Raw genomic sequence first — 20583 nt, 5'->3', positions numbered from 1 at the left:
CACCCAGTGGTGGGCTGCTTCCGACTGCGCTGTGCGACCGGCTGTGCCGTGCGGCAGGGGCTCTGCGACTGATTGTGCGACTGATGGAGGAGAAACCATGGAAGCGATCGTGTTCGAGGAGTTCGGCGGCCCCGAGGTGCTCCGGCTCAAGGAGACCCCCGAGCCGCACGCCGGCCCCGGCCAGGTCCGTCTGAAGGTGGCCGCCGCCGGGGTGAACGCGCTGGACCACAAGATCCGCAGTGGCTGGGCGGAGGACATGTTCCCGACCCCGCTGCCCGCGATCCCTGGTGTGGAGGTCGCCGGGACCGTGGACGAGATCGGTGAGGGCGTCACCGGGGTCGCGCTCGGCGACGAGGTGGTGGGCTGGAGCGTCACGGGTGCGTACGCGCCGTACGCCCTCGCCGAGTCCGTCGCGCCCAAGCCCGACGCGCTCCCCTGGGAGTCGGCGGTCGCGCTGCCGGTCGCCGGTGAGACCTCGGAGCGCGTCCTGAAACTGCTGGAGCTGAAGAACGGGGAGACGCTGCTGGTGAACGGCGGCGCGGGTGCGGTCGGTTCGATCGCCGTCCAGCTCGCCGCGGCCCGTGGCGCGACCGTCATCGCCACCGCGTCCGAGGCCAACCACGACTTCCTGCGGGTGCTCGGCGCGACGCCCGTGACGTACGGCGAAGGGCTCGTGGAGCGGGTCCGCGCGGTCGCCCCGCAGGGCGTGGACGCGGTCTTCGACGTTGCGGGGAAGGGGGCGCTCCGGGACTCGATCGAGCTGCGCGGAGGTACGACGGACCGCGTCGTCACGATCGCCGACCCGGCGGCGCCGGAGCTGGGCGTGGTCTTCAGCGGCGGCGCCATGTCCGCCGACGCGGTGACGATCCTGGCGGAGCAGGCCCTGCTGGCGGCGGACGGCACGCTGCGCGTCGAGGTGGCGAAGGTGCTTCCGCTGGAGCAGGCGGAGCAGGCGCAGAGGCTGAGCGAGGAGGGGCATGTACGGGGGAAGCTGGTGCTGAAGGTGTGAGGCGGCGGGGCGCTTCGGCCGCCGGGCAGAGGCAGGAGGGCCAGGCATCCCCCTGGCTCCGGCCCGCCCTTCACGCCCCCGGGACGCCCCTGGTCCCCGCCCCTTCACGCCCCCGCCCGTGCCGTGGGCGCCCCCCGCCATCACCGCGCAGCACCCCAGGCGCCCCCGCCAGTGCCACCCACGGCACCGTCGCTCCCACCGTGTGCTGCTCGTACGAAGACCGCGGTGCTCGCCGATGGGGTGAGCCGGGCGCCGTCGATCCGGCCGGGAACCCTCAAGTGGGCCCCGGTGGCGACCAGTTGGCTCCCCCGGACCTGGGCGCGGGCTTCCGCGTCCCTGGCCTCGGTCACCATCCCCGCCGAGCCGGGCAGCGAACCCGCCGGCCCGACGGTGACCAGGGCCGGGGCCGCCACGGCCGCGGTGCGGCGTACGGACGCGGCCGTGTTCTCCCGTACGAGCATCCCGGTCGGCGACGACGAACACCGAGACGAAGGCGGCCCCCCGCCCGCCGTGCCGGGCAGCGTGTTCACGGTCACCAGCGCCTCGTGGTCCGCGCCGGCGGCCGGGTCGGCGCGGCGCCGGGCGTCCCCGGTCAGGACCTGGGCACGATGGCCGACCACCGCGCGCACCGCGCCGGCCGGGGCGTCCACGCCCAACGCGGTCCCGGACCCGGTCACCGGGCCGAGCACGCGCAGTTCGCACAGCAGTTCTCTGTCCACAGGCTGTGGATAAAGAATCCGCCGAGTCACCGGGCCCGAGGTGATCGTGGACCGGCCCGCCACCACGACCGGCGTCGCGGCGAACCGCGTCGGCGCCCGGTCCTGCGCGCCGGCCATGGACGCGAGCCCGAGCTCCACGACCGTCAGCAGCGCGACTCCGCGTGCCACCGCCGCGAGACTCCCGGCGAACGAGGCCCGCCGGGTGCGGAGCCCGCCCAGCACGATGGTCAGCGCGCCGTCACCCGCCCGTCGGCCACGCGCCCATCGGTCAACCGCTCCGTGCGGCCCGGAGCACGACCACTGGCGGGCGGACGGGGGTGGGGCCAGACCTACCCTGGGCGCATGGAGACTGGGTGCCCGGAGACCGGGCGCATGGAGACCGGGCGCATGGAGAACGTATGGAATCGGTGACCGACCGGGCCTTCGCCGCAGCCCTCTACAGCGAGGGCGACGCTGGCCTGGACACGGGAGCCTCCCTGCTGGCCGCCGACCCGGCGGCCGACGCGGAGCTGGGCCGGCGCGGCGAGGAGTTCCTGCGCCGGGCCTGGCAGCGGGGCTGGCAGCCGGCCGACGTCGTACGGCTCGTCCGGCGCGAGCTGGCCGACCGGCACGTCCGGCTGCTGGCGTCGCTGATCACGGCGGAGGTCCGGGCGTACAAGCGGCTGCCGCCCCGCTGGCGTGCCCAGCTGGACGAGCTGGCCGCACCGCCCTGGGAGGCCGACCGCTTCTCGTACGCGACCGCGCTCCTGGAGCTGTACCGGCTGCTGCTGCGTCTCCCGGCCATCGAACCGGTGGGTCCGGCGCCGGGCACCGATTCGCTCCTGCCGCCGCACCACCACGCCGAGCCGCGGGCGCTCGGCCGGATCCGGGCGCTGCTCGCCAAGGCCGAGGCGACGGACTACGCGGCGGAGGCCGAGGCGCTCAGCGGGAAGGCGCAGGAGCTGATGGCCCGGCACAGCATCGACGAGGCGCGGCTCGCGGCCGACGGGCAGCGCACGGACACCCCGGCGGCCTGCCGTATCGGTGTCGACGCCCCGTACGAGACGGCGAAGGCGGTCCTGCTCGACGCGGTCGCCACCGCGAACCGCTGCCGCGCGGTCTGGAACAGCGCCTTCGGTTTCTCCACGGTCGTCGGCTTCGAACCCGACCTGGAGGTGGCCGAACTGCTCCACACCTCGCTCCTGGTGCAGGGGATGGCCGCGATGACCCGCGCGGAGGCGGCGCAGCGCGCGGGCGGACGGAAGCGGACGAAGACCTTCCGGCAGTCGTTCCTGACCGCGTACGCCAGCAGGCTCGGCCAGCGGCTCGCCCGGACCACGGAAGAGGTGACGGCGGAAGCGGCCGGCTCGCTCCTGCCGGTGCTCGCGGAGCGGGACGTGGCGGTGGTGTCGGAGGCGGACCGGATGTTCCCCGAGACGACCGTGAGCCGGGTGCGGGGCGTCACGGACGAGGCGGGCTGGCTGGACGGCACGGCGGCGGCGGACGCGGCGGGACTGGGGACGGGTGCCTGAACGCGGCGCTCGGCCGGGCGCCGCCGAGGGCTGCACGGGCGCGGTGCCCCCGGCGTGACTCCCTGACTCCCTGCTCCCTCTGACCCCCTGACTCCGGCGGGTGCCGCTGCCTCCATACGCCGGAAATGCCCCGATATCCCGCTACGCTCAGACCCATGAGCTGGCTCCGGGCCCTGAACGCGACCGCCCGCTCCGGGCTGACGATCCAACGGCGGCGCCTGGAACCGCTCATCGCCTTCCGCGGTGCCGCGGGCCTCGCCCTGGTCGTCCTGCTCAGCCTCGACATCTTCGGCCCGGCCGTCGCGGCGAGCTCCGCCTTCGGCGCCTTCCAGGCCGCCATCGCCAGTTTCCAGCGCAGCTGGCGCGCCCGGCCCGTCCTGGCGCTGCTCTCGGGCGGGACGCTGGCCGTCTCGACCTTCCTCGGCTACCTCTCCGGCGCACACATCACGCTCTTCATGGCACTGATCGCGCTCTGGGCGTTCCTGGCAGGGCTGGCCTGGGCCGCCGGGCCCACCGCGGGCGTCATCGCCGCCTCCAACGTCGCGATGATGCTGGTGACCGTCACCCTCCCCACTTCCGTGCCGGCCGCGGCGGGCCACGCCGCGATGATCGCCACCGGCGCGGTCGTCCAGGCCGGGCTGATCGTCCTCTTCCCCATCCGCAGATGGGGAGCCCAGCGCGACGCCCTGGCCGACGCGCTGGCCGCCGAGGCCGACTACGCCCGCCGGCTGCGCCAGGACCCGGTCGCGCACTTCGACCCGGAGCCGTTCGTGACGGCCCGCAGCGCCGCCACCGTCACCCGCCGCGAAGCCCGCAGGCGTCCCGCCGCACTGCACGGCACCCGCGGGATCGCCGAGCGGGTCAGGCCCGTGCTCGCCTCGCTCGCCGACCCGGCCATCGGCGCCGCGGCCGAGGGGCCCGAACGCGACCGGGTGCGGGAACTCCTGGCCGCCGCGGGCTCCGTACTGGACACCGCCGCCCACGCCGTCCGGCACGGCCAACCGGTCGTCATCGCCGCCCCGGCCCTCGCGGTGCTGGAAGCCCCCGACAACTCCGACGTGCTCACCGGACCCGCCCGCCGCGCCGCGGCCCGGCTGGCCACCCTGCTCCGCGACGTCGTCGAGACGGCTCAGGGCGAGGGCACCACGACCGACACCGAACCGCTGGTACGGCCCACGCTGGTGCGGATGGCCCCGGTCGTGCTGCGGGCCGTGGGCAAGGAGCTGCACAGCCACGACTCACCGGTCCTGCGCCACGCGATCCGCATCGCCGTGGTCGCGGCGGTCGGCTACCTCATCGGCTTCGCCCTGCCGTTCGGACACGGCTACTGGGTACCGCTGGCCTCCGTGATGGTGATGCGCCCGGACTTCTCCCAGACGTACGGCCGCGCCGTCGCCCGCTTCGGCGGCACGCTCGTCGGGGTGGCTGTCGCCACCACCGTCGTCCAGCTGGCGCATCCGGGGCCGTACCCGTCCGGCGCGCTCGCGGTGGTCTGCGCGGGGCTGATGTTCCTTCTGATGCGCACGGGTTACGCGGCCGGTTCGGCCTGCGTCTCCGCCTACGTCGTCTTCCTCCTCGGCATGAGCGGACTCGCCGTCGACCAGACCGTCCGGGACCGGGTGCTGCTCACGCTGATCGGCGGCCTGCTCGCGATGGTCGCGTACGCCGTCTACCCGGCCTGGGAGACGCCCAGGCTGCGCAACAGGCTCGCCGACTGGCTGCTCGCCGACGGCCGTTACGCGGCGGCGGTCGTCGCGCACTACGCCGATCCGGCCGGCGCCCGCAGGGACGATGTCCGCGACGCGGTGCTGGCCTCGCGCACCGCCCGGATCGCCTGGCAGGAAGCCCTGGAGCGGGCCGCCCACGAACCGGTGCGCCACCGCGGCCTCTCCAGGTCGGCGGCTGCCGACGCGGAGGAGGCGATGGGGCAGCTGGGTCGGGCCGCCATGCTGATGGAGGCCCATCTGCCCAGTCGCTCAACCACCCCCGTACCGGCGGCGCGCGACGTCGCGGACGCGCTGCTCCACGCGGTCGAGCGGGGCGCCAAGGACATCCGGCAGCGGCGCGTCCCGCACTGGGACGAGGTGCGCGAGAACCTCGCGGCGTGGGACGGCGAAGGCGTACCCGACCAGGTCGTACGCAGCGGGGCCGGGCTGCTCCTCAACACCCTCGACCAGCTCACCGCGGCCCTTGAGGAGGAGGCGCCGCGGCCCCGGCCCCAGCCGGCCGAAAGACCTTAGGACTTCGGCATCTTCAGACCGTCCGGGAGCTTCGCACCGTCGGTCTTCTTGAACGTGTCCTTGATCCCGGCCTCCCACGACACCGTCATGGTCCTACCGTCGGCGGACTCGATCGACCCCATGGTGCGGTCGTTGTTGCCGTCGGGGCACTTGAGGGACAGCATCGGCTTGCCCATGGCGGCGACCGTTCCGGTGCAGACGTGCTGACCCGCGATGGCGGCCTGCTTGCCCTGGATCACCAGCGCGGTGGACTTGCCGCCGGTGACGGCGAGCCAGCTGCCCTCGATGTCCGCGGCCTTCGCACCGGCACCGTCGGCGCCGCTGCCGCCGTCGGACGTGGAGGGCGCCGGGGCCGCGGTGTGCGCGCCCTTGTCCTGGGACGCGTCGGAGCTCCCGCTGTCACTGCTGGAACACCCGCTCACCACGAGCGCCGCCGCGAGCCCGGTGACCGCGAGGCCGGTGGTGCGTAGGAACCTGTTCACTTCTTTCCCCCTGGCGTGGATGACGGAACGCGCCAAGCTACCAGGGAGCCGGATCCGGGCACGGCGCGTCCCCGTGCATGAGGGACGTCTCACCGGCAAAGCTGTAGTGGAGCGACCACCCCGCGTGCACGTGCATATGCTCATGCATCCGCACGTGAACACAGCTATGATCCAGCACAGTTGAGACCTGTAATCCCGTACGTCCGTACTCCTGTGCTGCGTACTTCTGCACTATCTGCACTACCCGGGAGTGACCTGTGCACCACGCGTACAACGGCATGGCGGCAACAGAGCTTCCCGGAGTCACCTGGCAGAAGAGCGAGCTGAGCAACTCGCAGGGATCCTGCGTGGAGTTCGCCAGGCTCCCCGGCGGGGACGTCGCGGTACGCAACTCACGCCACCCCGACGGGCCCGCTCTCGTCTACACCCGGGCCGAGATCGCGGCGATGCTGCACGGCGCGAAGGCGGGGGAGTTCGACCATCTGGGCGCCGAACAGGTCTGATCGGCGGCGTACTTGAGGGCGTGGCGCCCAGGAGCGCCATGGCCGGCCGGCGGGCCGAAGGGGAGGCGGCCCGTCCCCGTATGTCTCCCGTGAGAACGTCCAGGCAGGCGTGCGCGCCCCGGGGTGCGGGGGTCCGCGCCGCCCGCACGCTCCGGGTCGGCTTCGTGGCCGCCGGCGCTCCCTAGTCCCCCTGCAACCGGAACAGCGCCCAGACCACCTTGCCGCGCAGTGTTCCCGCCAGCGGGTGCCAGCCCCAGCTGTCGGCGAAGGAGTCGACCAGGAAGAGGCCCCGCCCCGACTCGGCCGCGAAGTCGTCCGTCGGGCGCGCGGCCGGGGCGCCGTCGCTCGGGTCGCGCACCGCGCACACCAGGCGGGAGGTCCACCGCATCAGGTGCAGCCGCACCGGGGCGTCCTCGTCGCGCGGGGCGTCGGTCGGCAGGGCGTGGCGCAGGGCGTTGGTGACGAGTTCCGAGACGACCAGCGCCACATCGTCGAACCGCTCGCAGAGCCCCCACGACGTGAGCGTGGACTTGGTGAAGTGCCGTGCGCCCCGCACCGCTTCGAACTTCGGCGGCAGTGCGCAGGAGGCCGAACTGGACACGGCCGAGGGGTCGATGGGAGGAAGCCCCTGCCTTAACGGCTCGAGCATGGTCGATCCATTCGTCCCCATGCGAGGCACTCCCCGGTTTCGCGGCCGTAGCCAGCGTGCGGTGGTACGAGAACGCAGGTGCGCGGGGCCCATGGTTCCGAATGCGCACAGCAGATGCAAGGGCAGATGCACGTGCACGCGCCGGACTTGAGCAACCCCGTGCCGGTTCTGATGCATTTCTTCTTGCTCTCTTCTTGCGCTCTCCTGCCGGCCACGTGCCGGGCTTTGCTCTTTCTGTAATCGATCGAGTACAGATCGAGTACAGGGAGACAGGTTTTAGTGGCAGACTGCGCCCCACATCACGACCGGGGAGGGTTGGAAAGTGTCAGCAGGCGAGTCCTGGGGGTCTTCCCAGACGCTGAGCACCGGAGGTGGGTCCGTCGTGCGGCGCATCCTCCTGGGCTCACAGCTCAGACGGCTGCGCGATTCACTCGGGATCACCCGGGAGGCCGCCGGATACTCGATCCGGGCCTCGGAATCCAAGATCAGCCGCATGGAGTTGGGACGGGTGAGCTTCAAGTCCAGGGACGTCGAGGATCTGCTCACGCTCTACGGAGTGCTCGACCCGACCGAGCGCGAGGCGCTGCTCGGCCTCGCCAAGGAGGCCAACCTCGCGGGCTGGTGGCACAGTTACGGCGATGTGCTGCCGGGCTGGTTCCAGACGTACATCGGCCTCGAAGGCGCCGCATCGCTGATCCGCGCGTACGAAGTGCAGTTCGTGCACGGCCTGTTGCAGACGGAGGCGTACGCCCACGCGGTCGTCACCCGGGGCAACCCCGACGCGTCGGCATCCGACATCGACCGCCGGGTCGCCCTGCGGCTGGAGCGCCAGAAGGTGCTGGTCGCCGAGCACGCTCCGCAGTTCCACGCCGTGCTCGACGAGTCCGCCCTGCGCCGACCGTACGGCAAACGGGACGTGATGCGGGGCCAGTTGGAGCACCTCATCGAGATCTCCGAGATGCAGAACGTCACGCTCCAGGTGATGCCGTTCAGCTTCGGCGGCCACGCCGGCGAGAGCGGATCGTTCGCGATGCTGCGGTTCCCCGAGTCCGACCTGTCGGACCTCGTCTACCTGGAGCAGCTGACCGGCTCCCTCTACCTCGACAAGAGGGAGGAAGTCGCCCAGTACGAAAGGGCGATGGGCCAGCTGCAGCAGGACAGCCCGCCGCCGGAAGACACCCGCTCCATCATCAGGGACATCCTCCGCACCACCTGAAACGCACGTACGATGAGATGCCATCAGGCCTTTGGCGTCATGAGCATCTGCGCGCGCGGCAGCGGCAGTTAGGGATTCCATGTCCTTCTTCAGCGAGCTGGCTCTTCAGTACATAGACGGTGAGTGGAAGCCCGGCAGCGGTTCCTGGGACATCATCGACTTCAACCCGTACGACGGGACGAAGCTCGCCTCGGTCACGGTGGCCACGGCCGCCGAGGTCGACCAGGCCTACCGCGCCGCCGAACGTGCCCAGGAGGCCTGGGCCGGGACGAACCCCTACACCCGCCGCGGGGTCTTCGAGCGCGCGCTGCGCATCATCGAGGAGCGCGAGGAGGACATAGCCGAGGCCATCGTCGCCGAACTGGGCGGCACCCGGGTGAAGGCGGCCTTCGAGCTCCACCTCACCAAGGAATTCCTGCGCGAGGCCGTCCAGCTGGCGCTGCGCCCCGAGGGCCGCATCATCGCCTCGCCGGCCGACGGCAAGGAGAACCGCGTCTACCGGGTCCCGGTCGGCGTCGTGGGTGTCATCAGCCCGTTCAACTTCCCCTTCCTGCTCTCCATGAAGTCGGTCGCCCCGGCGCTGGCGCTCGGCAACGCCGTGGTCCTCAAGCCGCACCAGAACACCCCGGTCTGCGGCGGCACCCTGGTGGCGAAGGTCTTCGAGGAGGCGGGACTGCCCGGCGGCCTGCTGAACGTGGTGGTCACCGACATCGCCGAGATCGGCGACGCGCTGCTCACCCACCCGGTGCCCAAGGTCATCTCCTTCACCGGCTCCGACAAGGTCGGCCAGCACGTCGCCACGGTCTGCGCGGCGCACTTCAAGCACTCCGTCCTGGAACTCGGCGGCAACAGCGCGCTGATCGTGCTGGACGACGCCGACATCGACTACGCCGTCGACGCGGCGGTCTTCAGCCGGTACGTGCACCAGGGCCAGGTCTGTATGGCCGCCAACCGCATCCTGGTGGACCGCGGTGTGGAGCAGGAGTTCACCGAGAAGTTCGTCGCCAAGGTCAGGACGCTCAGGACCGGCGACCCGGCCGACCCGGCCACCCACATCGGCCCGCTCATCAACGCCTCCCAGGCCGAGGCCGTGACCTCGGTCGTGGAGCAGGCGGTGGCCGCCGGGGCGACGGCCCTGGTGCACGGGCGGACCGAGGGCAGCCTGGTCGCCCCTTCGGTCCTGACCGGTCTGGCCCCCGACTCGCCGCTGCTCCAGCAGGAGATCTTCGGCCCGGTGGCACTGCTCGTCCCGTTCGACGGGGAGGACGAGGCGGTCCGTATCGCCAACGACACCCCGTACGGCCTGAGCGGCGCGGTGCACACCGGGGACGTGGAGCGCGGTGTCCGCCTCGCCCGGCGGGTGCGTACCGGAATGATCCACATCAACGACGGAACCGTGCACGACGAGCCGATCGTCCCCTTCGGCGGCGAGAAGCGCTCCGGGCTCGGGCGGCTGAACGGCGATTCCATGGTCGACGTGTTCACCACTCAGCAGTGGATCTCGATCCAGCACGGCCGCAGCGGCTTCCCGTTCTGAGGTTCCGGCCGCTGACCGGGCGGGGCCGTCCCGCGAGGACACGCCCTGCGGGACAGCCCCTCTAGGCTGGCTCCCATGTCAGCGATCCGTCTGCTCGTCCTCGGAGCGGTCCGTCAGCACGGGCGCGCCCACGGCTACCAGGTCCGCAACGACCTGGAGTACTGGGGCGCCCACGAGTGGTCCAACGCCAAGCCGGGGTCGATCTACCACGCCCTGAAGCAGCTGGCGAAGCAGGGCATGCTGCTGGCTCACGAGACCGCCCCGAGCACCGCGGGCGGCCCGCCCCGTACCGAGTACGAGATGACGGCGGCGGGCCGGGAGGAGTACCTCAGGCTGCTCCGCGAGGCGCTGGTCACGTACGACCAGAAGACGGACGTCCTGTCGGCCGCGCTCGGCTGCATCGTCGACCTGGAGCGGGCCGAGGCCGTCGAGCTGCTGAAGCGGCGCGTGCAGGCGATGGAGGCCTGGCGGGCCTCGGTCACCGAGCACTACATCCCCGAGGACGGCCCGCAGCAGCTCGGCCACATCGGGGAGATCATGAACCTCTGGGTCCACACGGCGGACGGCGGGGCCGAGTGGACGCGGGGGCTGATCGCGCGCATCGAGGGCGGCGCGTACGTCTTCGCGGGCGAGGGCGAGCCGTTCACGGGCGTCCTCGCCGAGGGGCAGGAGAACCCGTACGCGAGCGGCGAACCGCACCCGGGGGACGACACCTGACGGATGCGGCCCGCTGCGGCGCGCGGTTCAGTGGTGGAACGCCGTGGCCTCCGCCTTGCTCCGCTCCAACGGCCCCGACTGCCGCCGCAGTTCGGGCAGCAGCGACCGCAGGTCGTCCATCAGCAGATCGGACAGGTCCTCGGAGAACCCGTTGCGGCAGACCACCCGCAGCACCGACAGGTCCTGCCGGTTCTCGGGGAAGGTGTACGCGGGCACCAGCCAGCCCCGCTCGCGCAGCCGCCGCGACACGTCGAACACGTCGAAGCTCGTGATGTCCCGCGCGGTCGTGAAGGCGAAGACCGGCAGCTCATTGCCCCGGGTGAGCAGCCGGAAGTCGCCCAGCGCCTCGATCCGGCCGGCAAGTCCCTGTGCCACGTCCCGTGTTGCCTGCTGGACGGCGCGGTACCCCTCCTTGCCCAGCCGCAGGAACGTGTAGTACTGCGCCACCACCTGTGCGCCGGGCCGGGAGAAGTTGAGGGCGAAGGTCGGCATGTCGCCGCCCAGGTAGTTGACCCGGAAGACCAGTTCCTCGGGCAGTTCCTCGGCGGAGCGCCACAGCGCCCAGCCGACGCCCGGGTAGACCAGGCCGTACTTGTGGCCCGACGTGTTGATGGACGAGACCCGGGGCAGCCGGAAGTCCCAGACCAGCTCCTCGTCGAGGAAGGGGGCGACCATCGCGCCCGACGCCCCGTCGACATGGACGGGGATGTCCAGACCGGTGCGCTCCTGGAGGGCGTCCAGGGCCGCGCAGAGCTCGGCGACCGGCTCGTACGACCCGTCGAAGGTGGAGCCGAGCACGGCCACCACCCCGATGGTGTTCTCGTCGCAGAGGTCCGCGGCGGCCTGCGGATCCAGGTGGTAGCGGTCCCCCTCCATGGGGACCTGCCGCGCCTCGACCTCCCAGAAGTTGCAGAACTTCTCCCAGCAGACCTGGACGTTGACCCCCATGACGAGGTTCGGCCGCGCGGTGGCCGGATAGCGGTCCGCGTTCCGCTTCGCCCAGCGCCGCTTGAACGCCATGCCCGCGAGCATGCACGCCTCGCTGGAACCGGTCGTCGAGCAGCCCACGGCGGTCGAGGGGTCCGGCGCGTTCCACAGGTCCGCGAGCATCGCCACGCAGCGCCGCTCCAGCTCGGCGGTGCGCGGGTACTCGTCCTTGTCGATCATGTTCTTGTCACGGCACTCCGCGAGGAGCACCCCCGCCTGCGGCTCCATCCACGTCGTGACGAACGTGGCCAGATTGAGCCGGGAGTTGCCGTCCAGCATCAGCTCGTCGTGGACCAGCTGGTACGCGCTCATCGGCGGCATCGCGCTGTCCGGGAGCCGGTGCTTGGGCGGGGCCGTGTCCATGCCACCGACGGGGTTCGCCTCGCCGAAGAACGGGTTGACGGCGATGGTGGACTGTTTCCCGGAGTCGTCGGACCCGTTCGCGCCTCGGTGCAGTGGCATGGTTCGCGTTCGCCTTCCCTCTCGCCGTGTGGCCGCCGGCCGTGCTCTCCCGCGGCGACGGTCCTGTCGCGACGATACGGACAAATGGTGCGGGCGGCTCGCCGAGCCGTGTCCGTAGGGGCGAGGGAGCGAGGGAGGGGGACGGTACGGGGAGGGGCGGTACGGGTCCGGGCGCCCGGACCCGTACCGCCCCTCCGTCACAGCTTGGCGATCACGACCGCCGTGCCGTACGCGCACACCTCGGTACCGATGTCGGCCGCCTCGGTGACGTCGAACCGCATCGCCAGCACACCGTTGGCCCCCCGCGCGCGGGCCTGCTCGATCAGCCGCTCCATCGCCTGGTTGCGGGTCTCCACCAGGGTCTTGGTCAGCCCCTTGAGCTCGCCGCCGATCATCGACTTCAGACCGGCGCCGATCTGGCTGCCCAGATGGCGGGAGCGGACTGTGAGGCCGAACACCTCGCCGATCACCTGCTGGACCGCGTACCCGGGGACGTCGTTCGTCGTGACGACCAGGACATCGGCCTGGGGCGACTGGCCGCCGCCGTAATCCTCGATGCTCATCCGGCACCACCTCCTGGTGATCACCTTGCCCGAAAATTCGTATATCGCACCCGAGCGGAGGCGATGGAACCAGGAACCCCGCGCGGGCGTTGATAACTTTGGCCAGCCATTACCCGCATGGCACCCATGCCGACTGACCCCAGGAGCCCGGAACCCGTGACTACTCTCGCGCTCGGACCGAGCTGGATGGACCCGGACTATCTGATCAGCACCTTCGGGGTGGCCGGTCTGCTGGTGATCGTCTTCGCCGAGTCCGGGCTGCTGATCGGCTTCTTCCTGCCGGGCGACTCGCTGCTGTTCACCAGCGGTCTGCTCGTCACCACCGGCAAGCTCGGCACACCGCTCTGGCTGCTCTGCGTGCTGGTCGCCGTGGCCGCCGTCGCGGGTGACCAGGTCGGCTATCTGTTCGGCCGCAAGGTCGGGCCCTCGCTCTTCCGGCGCCCGGACTCCAAGCTCTTCAAGCAGGAGAACGTCGAGAAGGCACACGACTTCTTCGAGAAGTACGGCCCGAAGTCGCTGGTGCTGGCCCGCTTCGTGCCCATCGTGCGGACGTTCACGCCGATCATCGCGGGCGTGAGCCGGATGAACTACCGCTCGTTCGTGATCTTCAACGTCATCGGCGGCACGCTCTGGGGCGTGGGCGTGACCCTGCTCGGTGCGGGCCTCGGCAAGATCGCGTTCGTCAACGCGCACATCGAGCTGATCCTCGTAGCGATCGTGCTGGTGTCGGTGGTGCCGATCGCGATCGAGTACCTGCGCTCGCGCGGCAGGGCCGGCCGGGAGGGTGCACAGACCCCCGACGCCCCGGAGGGCCAGGGACCCCGGCGCCGCCGGCACGCCAAGCGGTAGGCGGGCCGGAAGAGCACAGAGAGCCGAAGACCCCCAGGACCCGCGCGTCCGCCTCTCAGAACCCGCGCGTCCGCTTCGCCGCCCGGCGCTGGCCGCCGACCACGCCGGGCGCCCGCATGAAGAGCCGGGAGATCTCGCCCCCGAGGTTCACCCCGACCGCGATGGCCAGTGCCAGCGCGGCGGCCTTGGTCAGCGAGGCCAGCCCCTTGTTCACGTCGCTGTGCGCGATGTACAGCATCCCGAAGTACGTGGCCGAACCGGGCAGCAGCGGCCCGATCGCCGCCGTGACGTACGGCAGCGCCGAGGCGTACCGGTAGCGCGAGAACAACTGCCCGAACAGGCCCACGAGTCCGGCCGCGACGGCGGTGGACGGCACCGGTGAGATGTTTCCCGCGTAGTGCAGCGCCCCGTAGACGATCCAGGCCACCCCGCCGTTCAGCGTCACCATCAGCACCGTCGAGCGGTCCTGCTGGAGCAGGATCGCGAACGCGAAGGTCAGCAGCATCGCGGCGAGGATCTGGATGACGGGCCTGTTGACGCTCGTCAGCGCCGCCTCCGCGTCGAGCTGGTTGGCGCCGAACTGAAGCCCCAGCCAGATCACGATCAGCACACCGATCACGATCGAGATGAAGAAGTAGACGACTTCGAGCAGCCGCGCGGACGCGGTGATGTAGTAGCCGGTCAGACCGTCCTGGACGCCCGCGACCAGCGCCCGTCCCGGCAGCAGGGCGAAGAGCCCACCGGTGATCACCGCTGAGGCCCGCAGATCGGGCACGTGCGCGAGGGTGAGCGCCACCCCCACCGCGGCGGGTGGCATCGCGGCCACCGAGAACTGGTAGAACTCCGGCAGCCCGCGCCCGGCGAGGTACCAGGCCAGCCGGTCGCCCAGCATCGCGCCCACCATCGCCGCGATGAAGACCAGCGCGCCACCGCCGACGAGCACGGATGCCGCCCCGGCGAGCAGCCCGTTCGCGGTCGTCAGCGCCCAGCCCGGATAGGGGTGCCGGTTACGGCGGATCCCGGCGAGGCCGCGGTACGCCTCCTCCAGCGAGACGTCGACGTCCTCGGACGTGATGTCGTCGATGAGGTGGTAGACGGCCGCCAGACGGGTGTAGTCGGTGCCCCGGCGGCGTACGGTACGGCTCGCGGTCACCGGGTCGTCCACCAGTGACGGCTGGTGCGAGATCGACAGCAGGGTGAAGGTGACGGTCGGCTCGCAGCGTTCGAGCCCGTACGCCTGGGTGACGGCGAACATCGCCGCCTCCACGTCCTCGGCGCCCTCGCCGCCCGCGAGCAGCAGCTCGCCGATACGGAGCGTCAGGTCGAGCACGCGAGGTACGGCGGGACCCGACTCGTCGTCCTGCTTCTGCGCCGGTTCCAGCGCCGGCCGCTCGTGGACCGGCATCCGCAGCATGGTGCGCATCCGGTCCTGCCAGGGCGCCTCCTTGGCCAGCTTGATCATGGGGAAGCCATGGGCCGGGGTGAAGGCGGGCGGCGAGTTCTGGGCGCTGTACGTCTGCGGGGTGGTGAAGGCGGAACCCTCGGGTTCGGCGGGCGTCTCCGAGGCGAGTCCGTGCGGCACGGCGAACTCCGACGTGGTGGAGGAGTCCTCGGGGGCCGGGGTCCCCGTGCCCGTCGGCGGTACGAACGCGCTCCGTACCTCGTCCGACTGCGGCTTGCGGTCCTCGGGACCGTCCGTCTCAGCCACTCGCTCCGCTCCCGCCTCGCCCGTACTTGATCAGCGCCTGCCCAGTATGCGCACGGATACCGGCTGTGCCGCCTCCGGACGCATTGCGGGCGGTGCGCCCGGCAGGGACGCACCGCCCGCAGGAGCAGTCGCGGCGGGCGGTCCAGCGGACCGCACCGCTCAGTTCTCGCTCAGTGCGACCCGCCCTGCGCCTGGAGGCGCTTGTACGAGTTCTCGACCTCGGCCTCGGCGTCGGCACGGCCGACCCAGTCGGCGCCCTCGACGGACTTGCCGGGCTCCAGGTCCTTGTAGACCTCGAAGAAGTGCTGGATCTCCAGGCGGTCGAACTCCGACACGTGGTGGATGTCGCGCAGGTGCTCCACCCGGGGGTCGGAGGCCGGGACGCAGAGCAGCTTGTCGTCGCCGCCCGCCTCGTCGGTCATCCGGAACATGCCGATCGTGCGGCACTTGATGACACAGCCGGGGAAGGTCGGCTCGTCCAGCAGGACGAGGGCGTCCAGCGGGTCGCCGTCCTCGCCGAGGGTGTTCTCGACGAATCCGTAGTCCGCGGGGTAGCTGGTCGAGGTGAAGAGGCGACGGTCCAGACGGATCCGGCCGGTCTCGTGGTCCACCTCGTACTTGTTCCGCGAACCCTTCGGAATCTCGATGGTGACGTCGAACTCCACGGGTGGCTCCTCCATGATCAACACGAACTTCGGGTGGTACTGCGTCCTGCCGGACCGGCCGGGTGCCGCGCGCACGGCAAACGCAGTGGTTAAGTGTCCCCCACGACGATGTGTGATCGCGAAAGGGGCTGCTCCGAGGTGCCGGTGCCGAAGGTGACGACATGGCAACTCTCGGCGGGCTCCGCCGTGATCGGTCTCGCGCTCGCGGCCGGGCTGATCGCGGCGTCCGGACCCTGGGACTCAGGCCAGCGTAAGGCCGAGCGGGACTGGGCCGCCGCCAGGGACCGGACAGGTGGCGCAGATCACGGGAGCGCCGCGCACTCCGCCGGCCCGGCGCCCGCGCCCAGCGCGCCCGGCGTACTGGCCGCACTCGGCGGCAGCAGCGCCGTACCGACCGGCACGGGACTCGGGAAGACGCTCGGCCACCTGATGGACGACCCGGCGCTCGGCCGCACCGCGGGCGGAGTGGTGATCGACGCGGCCACCGGCCGAACGCTGTACGGATCGGAGGCCGACCGGCCCCTGACCCCCGCCTCCACGGTGAAGCTCGCGACGATGGCCGCCGGGCTCTCCGCGCTCGGGCCCGACCACCGCATCGCCACCACCGTCACCGCGACCCCGGACGGGAAGCGGCTGACCCTCAGGGGCGGCGGCGACCCGACCCTGGACCGGGACGGCCTGCGCGCGCTCGCCGACGCCACGGTCAAGGTGGAGCGCGACCGGGGCGTCAGCTCCGTCCGTATCGCGTACGACACCTCGCTCTACTCGGGACCCGTGCTGCACCCCATCGGCCCCAACGACAACATCGCCCCGGTCAGCGCCCTCATGACGGACGAGGGGCGGCTGGGCGGCGGCTCCGGAGGATCTGATTCCGAAGCTTCGGCGGAGGAAGGGGACCACGGACCGGCCCCGCGCACCGGTGACCCGGCGGGCGACACCGCCCGTACGTTCGCCTCGATGCTGGCCGACCGGTCCGTGCACAGCACGGGCGCGCCGGCACCCGGGAAGTCCCCCGCGGACGCGAAGCCGGTGGCCAGGACGTACTCCGCGCCGCTCTCGGCGCTGGTCGAGCGGGCACTGACCAACAGCGACAACGACATCGCGGAGGCCGTCGCCCGGCAGACCGCGCTCGCCGCGCACGAACCCGCGAGCTTCGCGGGCGCGGGCCGGGCGGTCCGGGCCCAGTTGAAGAAGCTCGGCCTGCCGCTGGACGGGGCCCGCTTCGCGGACGGCAGCGGGCTGAACCGGCAGGACAAGGTCTCGCCCACCCTGCTCGCCACCCTCCTCACCCGGGCGGGCGACCCGGCCCACCCCGAGCTGCGCCCGATCCTCACCGGACTGCCGATCGCCGGATTCACCGGCACGCTCGACGGGCGCTACACCGACCCGTCCGGCGCGGGCGGTCTGATCCACGCCAAGACGGGCACCCTGACCGGGGTGAACACCCTGGCCGGGACGGTGGTGGACGCCCGGGGCAGGCTGCTGGCCTTCGCGTTCATGGCGTCCGACACCGTGTCCCCGACAGCTGCCCAGTCGGCGCTCGACCGGCTGGGCACGGCCGTGGCGTCCTGCGGCTGCGCGGGCTGACACCTTTCGCGGGGGCCCGGCAGCCCGCCCGCTCGCAGGGGCGCCGCCCGGAACCGCCCGTCAGCCGGGAGCAGCCGGTGCAACACCTCACCGTCCGCCGATCCGAGAACGTACGGTTGACGCATGACGCGCATCGGTGGTCCCGAGATGGTCGACTGGAACCTCGCCACGGCGACTGCGACCCGCTTCGCGAAGCAGGGTCCGGACGTCAGCAGGGACGAGGCCCGGGCGGTGGTGGCGGAGCTGCGCAGGCACGCCAAGTCCGCCGAGGAACATGTCCGTGCCTTCACCCGGATGATTCCCGAGGGCACGGACCTGGAGGACACCCCGGTCCTCGTGGTGGACCGGGCGGGGTGGGTCAAGGCCAACGTCGCCGGGTTCCGCGAAGTCCTCAAGCCGCTGCTGGGGAAGATGCAGGACCGGCGCGGCAGTTCGCCGGGCGGGGCCGTGCTCGGCGCGGTGGGCGGCAAGGTCACCGGCGTCGAGCTGGGCATGCTGCTGTCGTTCCTCTCCTCGCGGGTGCTCGGGCAGTACGAGACGTTCGCCCCCGCGGGACGTGACCTGCCCGCGGCGTCCGGCAGCGGCGGCCGGCTGCTCCTCGTCGCGCCGAACATCGTCCACGTGGAGCGGGAACTGGAGGTCGACCCGCACGACTTCCGGCTCTGGGTCTGTCTGCACGAGGAGACCCACCGCACCCAGTTCACCGCTGTGCCCTGGCTGCGCGACCATCTGGAGGGCGAAATCCAGTCGTTCCTGGAGGAGACCGAAGTCGACCCGATGACCGTCCTGGAGCGGCTGCGCGAGGCCGCCCAGTCGTTCGCGGGAAACCGGCCGGCCGACGGCGACGGTGAGGACGGCGACGGCGGCAGTTCGCTGGTGGAACTGGTGCAGACCCCCGCCCAGCGCGAGATCCTGGGCCGGCTCACCGCGGTGATGTCGCTCCTCGAAGGACACGCGGACTTCGTCATGGACGGCGTCGGGCCGCAGGTGGTGCCGTCGGTCAACGACATCCGCGAGAAGTTCCAGAAGCGCAGGGCACAGGGTGCGGGCCGCCTCGACCAGGCACTTCGCAAGCTGCTCGGCCTGGACGCCAAGCTCCGCCAGTACCGCGACGGCGAGCGCTTCGTGCGGGCCGTGGTCGAGGAGGTCGGCATGGACGGCTTCAACCGCGTCTGGACCTCCCCGAACACGCTGCCCACCAAGGCGGAGATCGCCAAACCGGCGGACTGGATCGCGCGGGTGCACGGTAAGGGCGACACGGCGCTCTGACCCGGCCCACGGCAGAAGTACGCCGTCGTAATCACCCATCCGAGGGACCGTGGGCGAGGAGTTGGCGTGCGATGCTCGGGTATCGGCCCGGTTCTGTCACCATCTATGCACTCTGTGTGACGTAGCCGTCCCCCCGAGGCACCCCCCCCAACTCCACCGAAGGGCACCGGATATGGGTCCCCATCCTGCGGTCGCAGCGATACGCCTGGCGGTCCGCCGCGTACTCCACGACGTACTCAACGAACAGACGGCCATCGACGGAACCCCGGCCCCCGCACCCGGGGAGGGCGGAGCCACCGGCGAACGGCCCGGACACCCGGCGGCTCCGCACTCCCCGGGTGCGCACCCCGGAGGCACCCCGTCCGAGCAGCACCGGCCACTGGTGCTGGTCGCGTGCTCCGGTGGCGCCGACTCCATGGCGCTCGCCTCGGCCCTGGCCTTCGAGGCCCGCAAACTCGACATCCGCGCAGGCGGCGTCACCATCGACCACGGTCTGCAGGACGGCTCGGACTCCCGCGCCGCCGAAGTCGTCGCCCGGCTCACCGGCCTCGGCCTCGGCCCCGTGGACTCCGTGGCCGTGACGGTCGGCAGGGACGGTGGACCCGAGGCCGCGGCCAGGGACGCCCGGTACGCCGCGCTCGACGCCGTGGCGGAGCGCCGCGGCGCCACGGCCGTCCTCCTCGGCCACACCCGGGACGACCAGGCGGAGACCGTCCTCCTCGGCCTCGCCCGCGGCTCCGGCATCCGCTCCCTGTCCGGTATGGCGGCCGTCTCGGGGGCGGCCGGCCGGTACCGCAGGCCCTTCCTCCAGCTCGACCGCCAGACGGCCCGCAAGGCCTGTCTCGTCCAGCACCTCCCGGTCTGGGACGACCCGCACAACGCGGACCCCTCGTACACCCGCTCCCGGCTGCGCCACGAAGGGCTGCCCGCCCTGGAGAAGTCGCTCGGCAAAGGCGTCGTCGAGGCCCTGGCCCGCACGGCCCGCCTCTCCCGCGACGACGCCGACGCGCTGGACGCCTGGGCCGCGAACGCCGAGGAGGCGTCCAGGGACGAGGCCGGGCAGCTGGAGTGCGCCAAGCTCTACGCCCTGCCGCCCGCCGTCCGCAGCCGTGTGCTGCGCCGCTCCGCCATCGCCGCGGGCTCGCCCGCCGGTTCCCTCTTCGCCCGCCACATCGAGGAGATCGACCGGCTGATCACCGGCTGGCGCGGGCAGGGTGCCATCAACCTCCCCGGCCGGGTCGAGGCTCAGCGGCAGGGTGGCAGACTGGTTATCCGGCAAGGCTGACGCAGAGCTGCGCCGCAAGCCGAAGCACAAGCAACTGAAAGTGGCCCGGGTGAACGAGAAAGACATGGGCACCGACCTCGCGTCGGTGCTCATCACCAAGGAAGAGATCGACGCCAAGCTCGCAGAGCTGGCCGCGAAGATCGACGCGGAGTACGCGGGCAAGGATCTGCTGCTCGTCGGTGTTCTCAAGGGCGCCGTGATGGTGATGGCCGACCTGGCCCGTGCGCTGTCCTCGTCGGTCACGATGGACTGGATGGCGGTGTCGTCCTACGGCGCGGGCACCCAGTCCTCGGGTGTCGTCCGGATCCTCAAGGACCTGGACACCGACATCAAGGGCAAGCACGTCCTGATCGTCGAGGACATCATCGACTCGGGTCTGACTCTCTCCTGGCTGCTGTCGAACCTCGGATCCCGCGAGCCCGCCTCGCTGGAGGTCTGCACGCTGCTCCGTAAGCCGGATGCGGCAAAGGTCTCACTCGATGTGAAGTGGGCCGGGTTCGATATTCCGAATGAGTTCGTCGTCGGATACGGACTCGACTACGCGGAGAAGTACCGCAATCTCCCCTTTGTCGGCACACTGGCTCCGCACGTGTACGGCGGCTGACACCCCGTCCGGCTCTGCCGG

The 20583-nt window shown here is 71.6% G+C and carries 19 protein-coding genes; 12 read left to right on the top strand and 7 right to left on the bottom strand.

Going from position 1 to position 20583, the window contains the following annotated elements; genetic code table 11:
• Positions 1–97: 97 nt before the first annotated feature.
• A complete protein-coding gene (locus OG285_RS14650) occupies positions 98–1009 on the top strand; it encodes an NADP-dependent oxidoreductase (RefSeq protein ID WP_356826047.1) in 912 nt (303 codons plus the stop codon).
• 140 nt (positions 1010–1149) lie between these two features.
• On the opposite strand, the gene OG285_RS14645 is transcribed toward OG285_RS14650, so the two are convergent.
• Positions 1150–1950, bottom strand: coding sequence for a hypothetical protein (locus tag OG285_RS14645; protein ID WP_371791168.1), 801 nt, complete (start codon positions 1948–1950; stop codon positions 1150–1152).
• Between the two features lie 176 nt (positions 1951–2126).
• On the opposite strand from OG285_RS14645, the gene OG285_RS14640 reads away from it, so the two are divergent.
• Complete coding sequence (locus OG285_RS14640) at positions 2127–3239, top strand: DUF2786 domain-containing protein (RefSeq protein ID WP_356826041.1); 1113 nt, start codon at positions 2127–2129, stop codon at positions 3237–3239.
• 155 nt (positions 3240–3394) lie between these two features.
• Positions 3395–5479: an FUSC family protein gene (locus tag OG285_RS14635; RefSeq protein WP_371791167.1), complete on the top strand. Its 2085-nt coding sequence runs from the start codon at positions 3395–3397 to the stop codon at positions 5477–5479.
• Here the strand turns inward: OG285_RS14635 and OG285_RS14630 are convergent.
• Positions 5476–5961, bottom strand: a complete 486-nt coding sequence (locus tag OG285_RS14630) for a hypothetical protein (protein ID WP_371791166.1) — start codon at positions 5959–5961, stop codon at positions 5476–5478. The genes OG285_RS14635 and OG285_RS14630 overlap by 4 nt on opposite strands.
• Positions 5962–6218: 257 nt before the next feature.
• Here OG285_RS14630 and OG285_RS14625 point away from each other — a divergent pair, with 257 nt between their 5' ends.
• Positions 6219–6464: a DUF397 domain-containing protein gene (locus tag OG285_RS14625; protein WP_371791165.1), complete on the top strand. Its 246-nt coding sequence runs from the start codon at positions 6219–6221 to the stop codon at positions 6462–6464.
• Between the two features lie 181 nt (positions 6465–6645).
• On the opposite strand, the gene OG285_RS14620 is transcribed toward OG285_RS14625, so the two are convergent.
• Entirely contained in the window at positions 6646–7134 is a 489-nt protein-coding gene (locus OG285_RS14620; RefSeq protein ID WP_356826033.1) for an ATP-binding protein, read from the bottom strand.
• 301 nt (positions 7135–7435) lie between these two features.
• Here OG285_RS14620 and OG285_RS14615 point away from each other — a divergent pair, with 301 nt between their 5' ends.
• From OG285_RS14615 to OG285_RS14605, 3 genes are all read left to right on the top strand, one after another.
• Entirely contained in the window at positions 7436–8329 is an 894-nt protein-coding gene (locus OG285_RS14615; protein ID WP_356826031.1) for a helix-turn-helix transcriptional regulator, read from the top strand.
• Positions 8330–8408: 79 nt separating this feature from the next.
• The gene (locus tag OG285_RS14610; RefSeq protein ID WP_371791164.1) at positions 8409–9866 is read left to right on the top strand and encodes an aldehyde dehydrogenase family protein; all 1458 of its coding nucleotides are present in this window, start codon (positions 8409–8411) and stop codon (positions 9864–9866) included.
• 75 nt (positions 9867–9941) lie between these two features.
• Positions 9942–10583, top strand: a complete 642-nt coding sequence (locus OG285_RS14605) for a PadR family transcriptional regulator (protein ID WP_356826027.1) — start codon at positions 9942–9944, stop codon at positions 10581–10583.
• A 27-nt stretch (positions 10584–10610) separates the two neighbouring features.
• Here the strand turns inward: OG285_RS14605 and OG285_RS14600 are convergent, their stop codons facing one another.
• Together OG285_RS14600 and OG285_RS14595 are read right to left on the bottom strand one after the other, a co-directional pair.
• A complete protein-coding gene (locus OG285_RS14600) occupies positions 10611–12032 on the bottom strand; it encodes a glutamate decarboxylase (protein WP_371791163.1) in 1422 nt (473 codons plus the stop codon).
• A 197-nt stretch (positions 12033–12229) separates the two neighbouring features.
• Positions 12230–12595, bottom strand: a complete 366-nt coding sequence (locus tag OG285_RS14595) for a YbjQ family protein (protein ID WP_371791162.1) — start codon at positions 12593–12595, stop codon at positions 12230–12232.
• A gap of 156 nt (positions 12596–12751) precedes the next feature.
• Here OG285_RS14595 and OG285_RS14590 point away from each other — a divergent pair, with 156 nt between their 5' ends.
• Positions 12752–13444, top strand: a complete 693-nt coding sequence (locus tag OG285_RS14590; RefSeq protein ID WP_371791161.1) for a DedA family protein — start codon at positions 12752–12754, stop codon at positions 13442–13444.
• A gap of 55 nt (positions 13445–13499) precedes the next feature.
• Here OG285_RS14590 and OG285_RS14585 read toward each other — a convergent pair whose 3' ends face one another.
• Both OG285_RS14585 and OG285_RS14580 read right to left on the bottom strand, forming a co-directional pair.
• Entirely contained in the window at positions 13500–15152 is a 1653-nt protein-coding gene (locus tag OG285_RS14585) for a threonine/serine exporter family protein (protein WP_356835511.1), read from the bottom strand.
• A 170-nt stretch (positions 15153–15322) separates the two neighbouring features.
• Complete coding sequence (locus tag OG285_RS14580) at positions 15323–15817, bottom strand: inorganic diphosphatase (protein ID WP_356835618.1); 495 nt, start codon at positions 15815–15817, stop codon at positions 15323–15325.
• A gap of 108 nt (positions 15818–15925) precedes the next feature.
• On the opposite strand from OG285_RS14580, the gene dacB reads away from it, so the two are divergent.
• The 4 genes from dacB to hpt all read left to right on the top strand — a co-directional run bounded on the left by dacB (position 15926) and on the right by hpt (position 20562).
• Positions 15926–17404 (top strand): D-alanyl-D-alanine carboxypeptidase/D-alanyl-D-alanine-endopeptidase, encoded by a 1479-nt coding sequence (gene dacB, locus OG285_RS14575; RefSeq protein ID WP_371791160.1) that lies wholly within the window; start codon positions 15926–15928, stop codon positions 17402–17404.
• 123 nt (positions 17405–17527) lie between these two features.
• The gene (locus OG285_RS14570; RefSeq protein ID WP_356835515.1) at positions 17528–18673 is read left to right on the top strand and encodes a zinc-dependent metalloprotease; all 1146 of its coding nucleotides are present in this window, start codon (positions 17528–17530) and stop codon (positions 18671–18673) included.
• Between the two features lie 172 nt (positions 18674–18845).
• Entirely contained in the window at positions 18846–19958 is a 1113-nt protein-coding gene (gene tilS / locus OG285_RS14565; protein ID WP_356835517.1) for a tRNA lysidine(34) synthetase TilS, read from the top strand.
• A gap of 64 nt (positions 19959–20022) precedes the next feature.
• Positions 20023–20562: a hypoxanthine phosphoribosyltransferase gene (gene hpt, locus OG285_RS14560; RefSeq protein ID WP_328322017.1), complete on the top strand. Its 540-nt coding sequence runs from the start codon at positions 20023–20025 to the stop codon at positions 20560–20562.
• Positions 20563–20583 lie beyond the last annotated feature (21 nt).

This window comes from Streptomyces sp. NBC_01471, assembly GCF_041438865.1.
Classification (GTDB): Bacteria; Actinomycetota; Actinomycetes; order Streptomycetales; family Streptomycetaceae; genus Streptomyces.
Note: the sequence above shows the minus strand (reverse complement) of the source record. Positions and strands in the feature narration are given on the sequence as shown.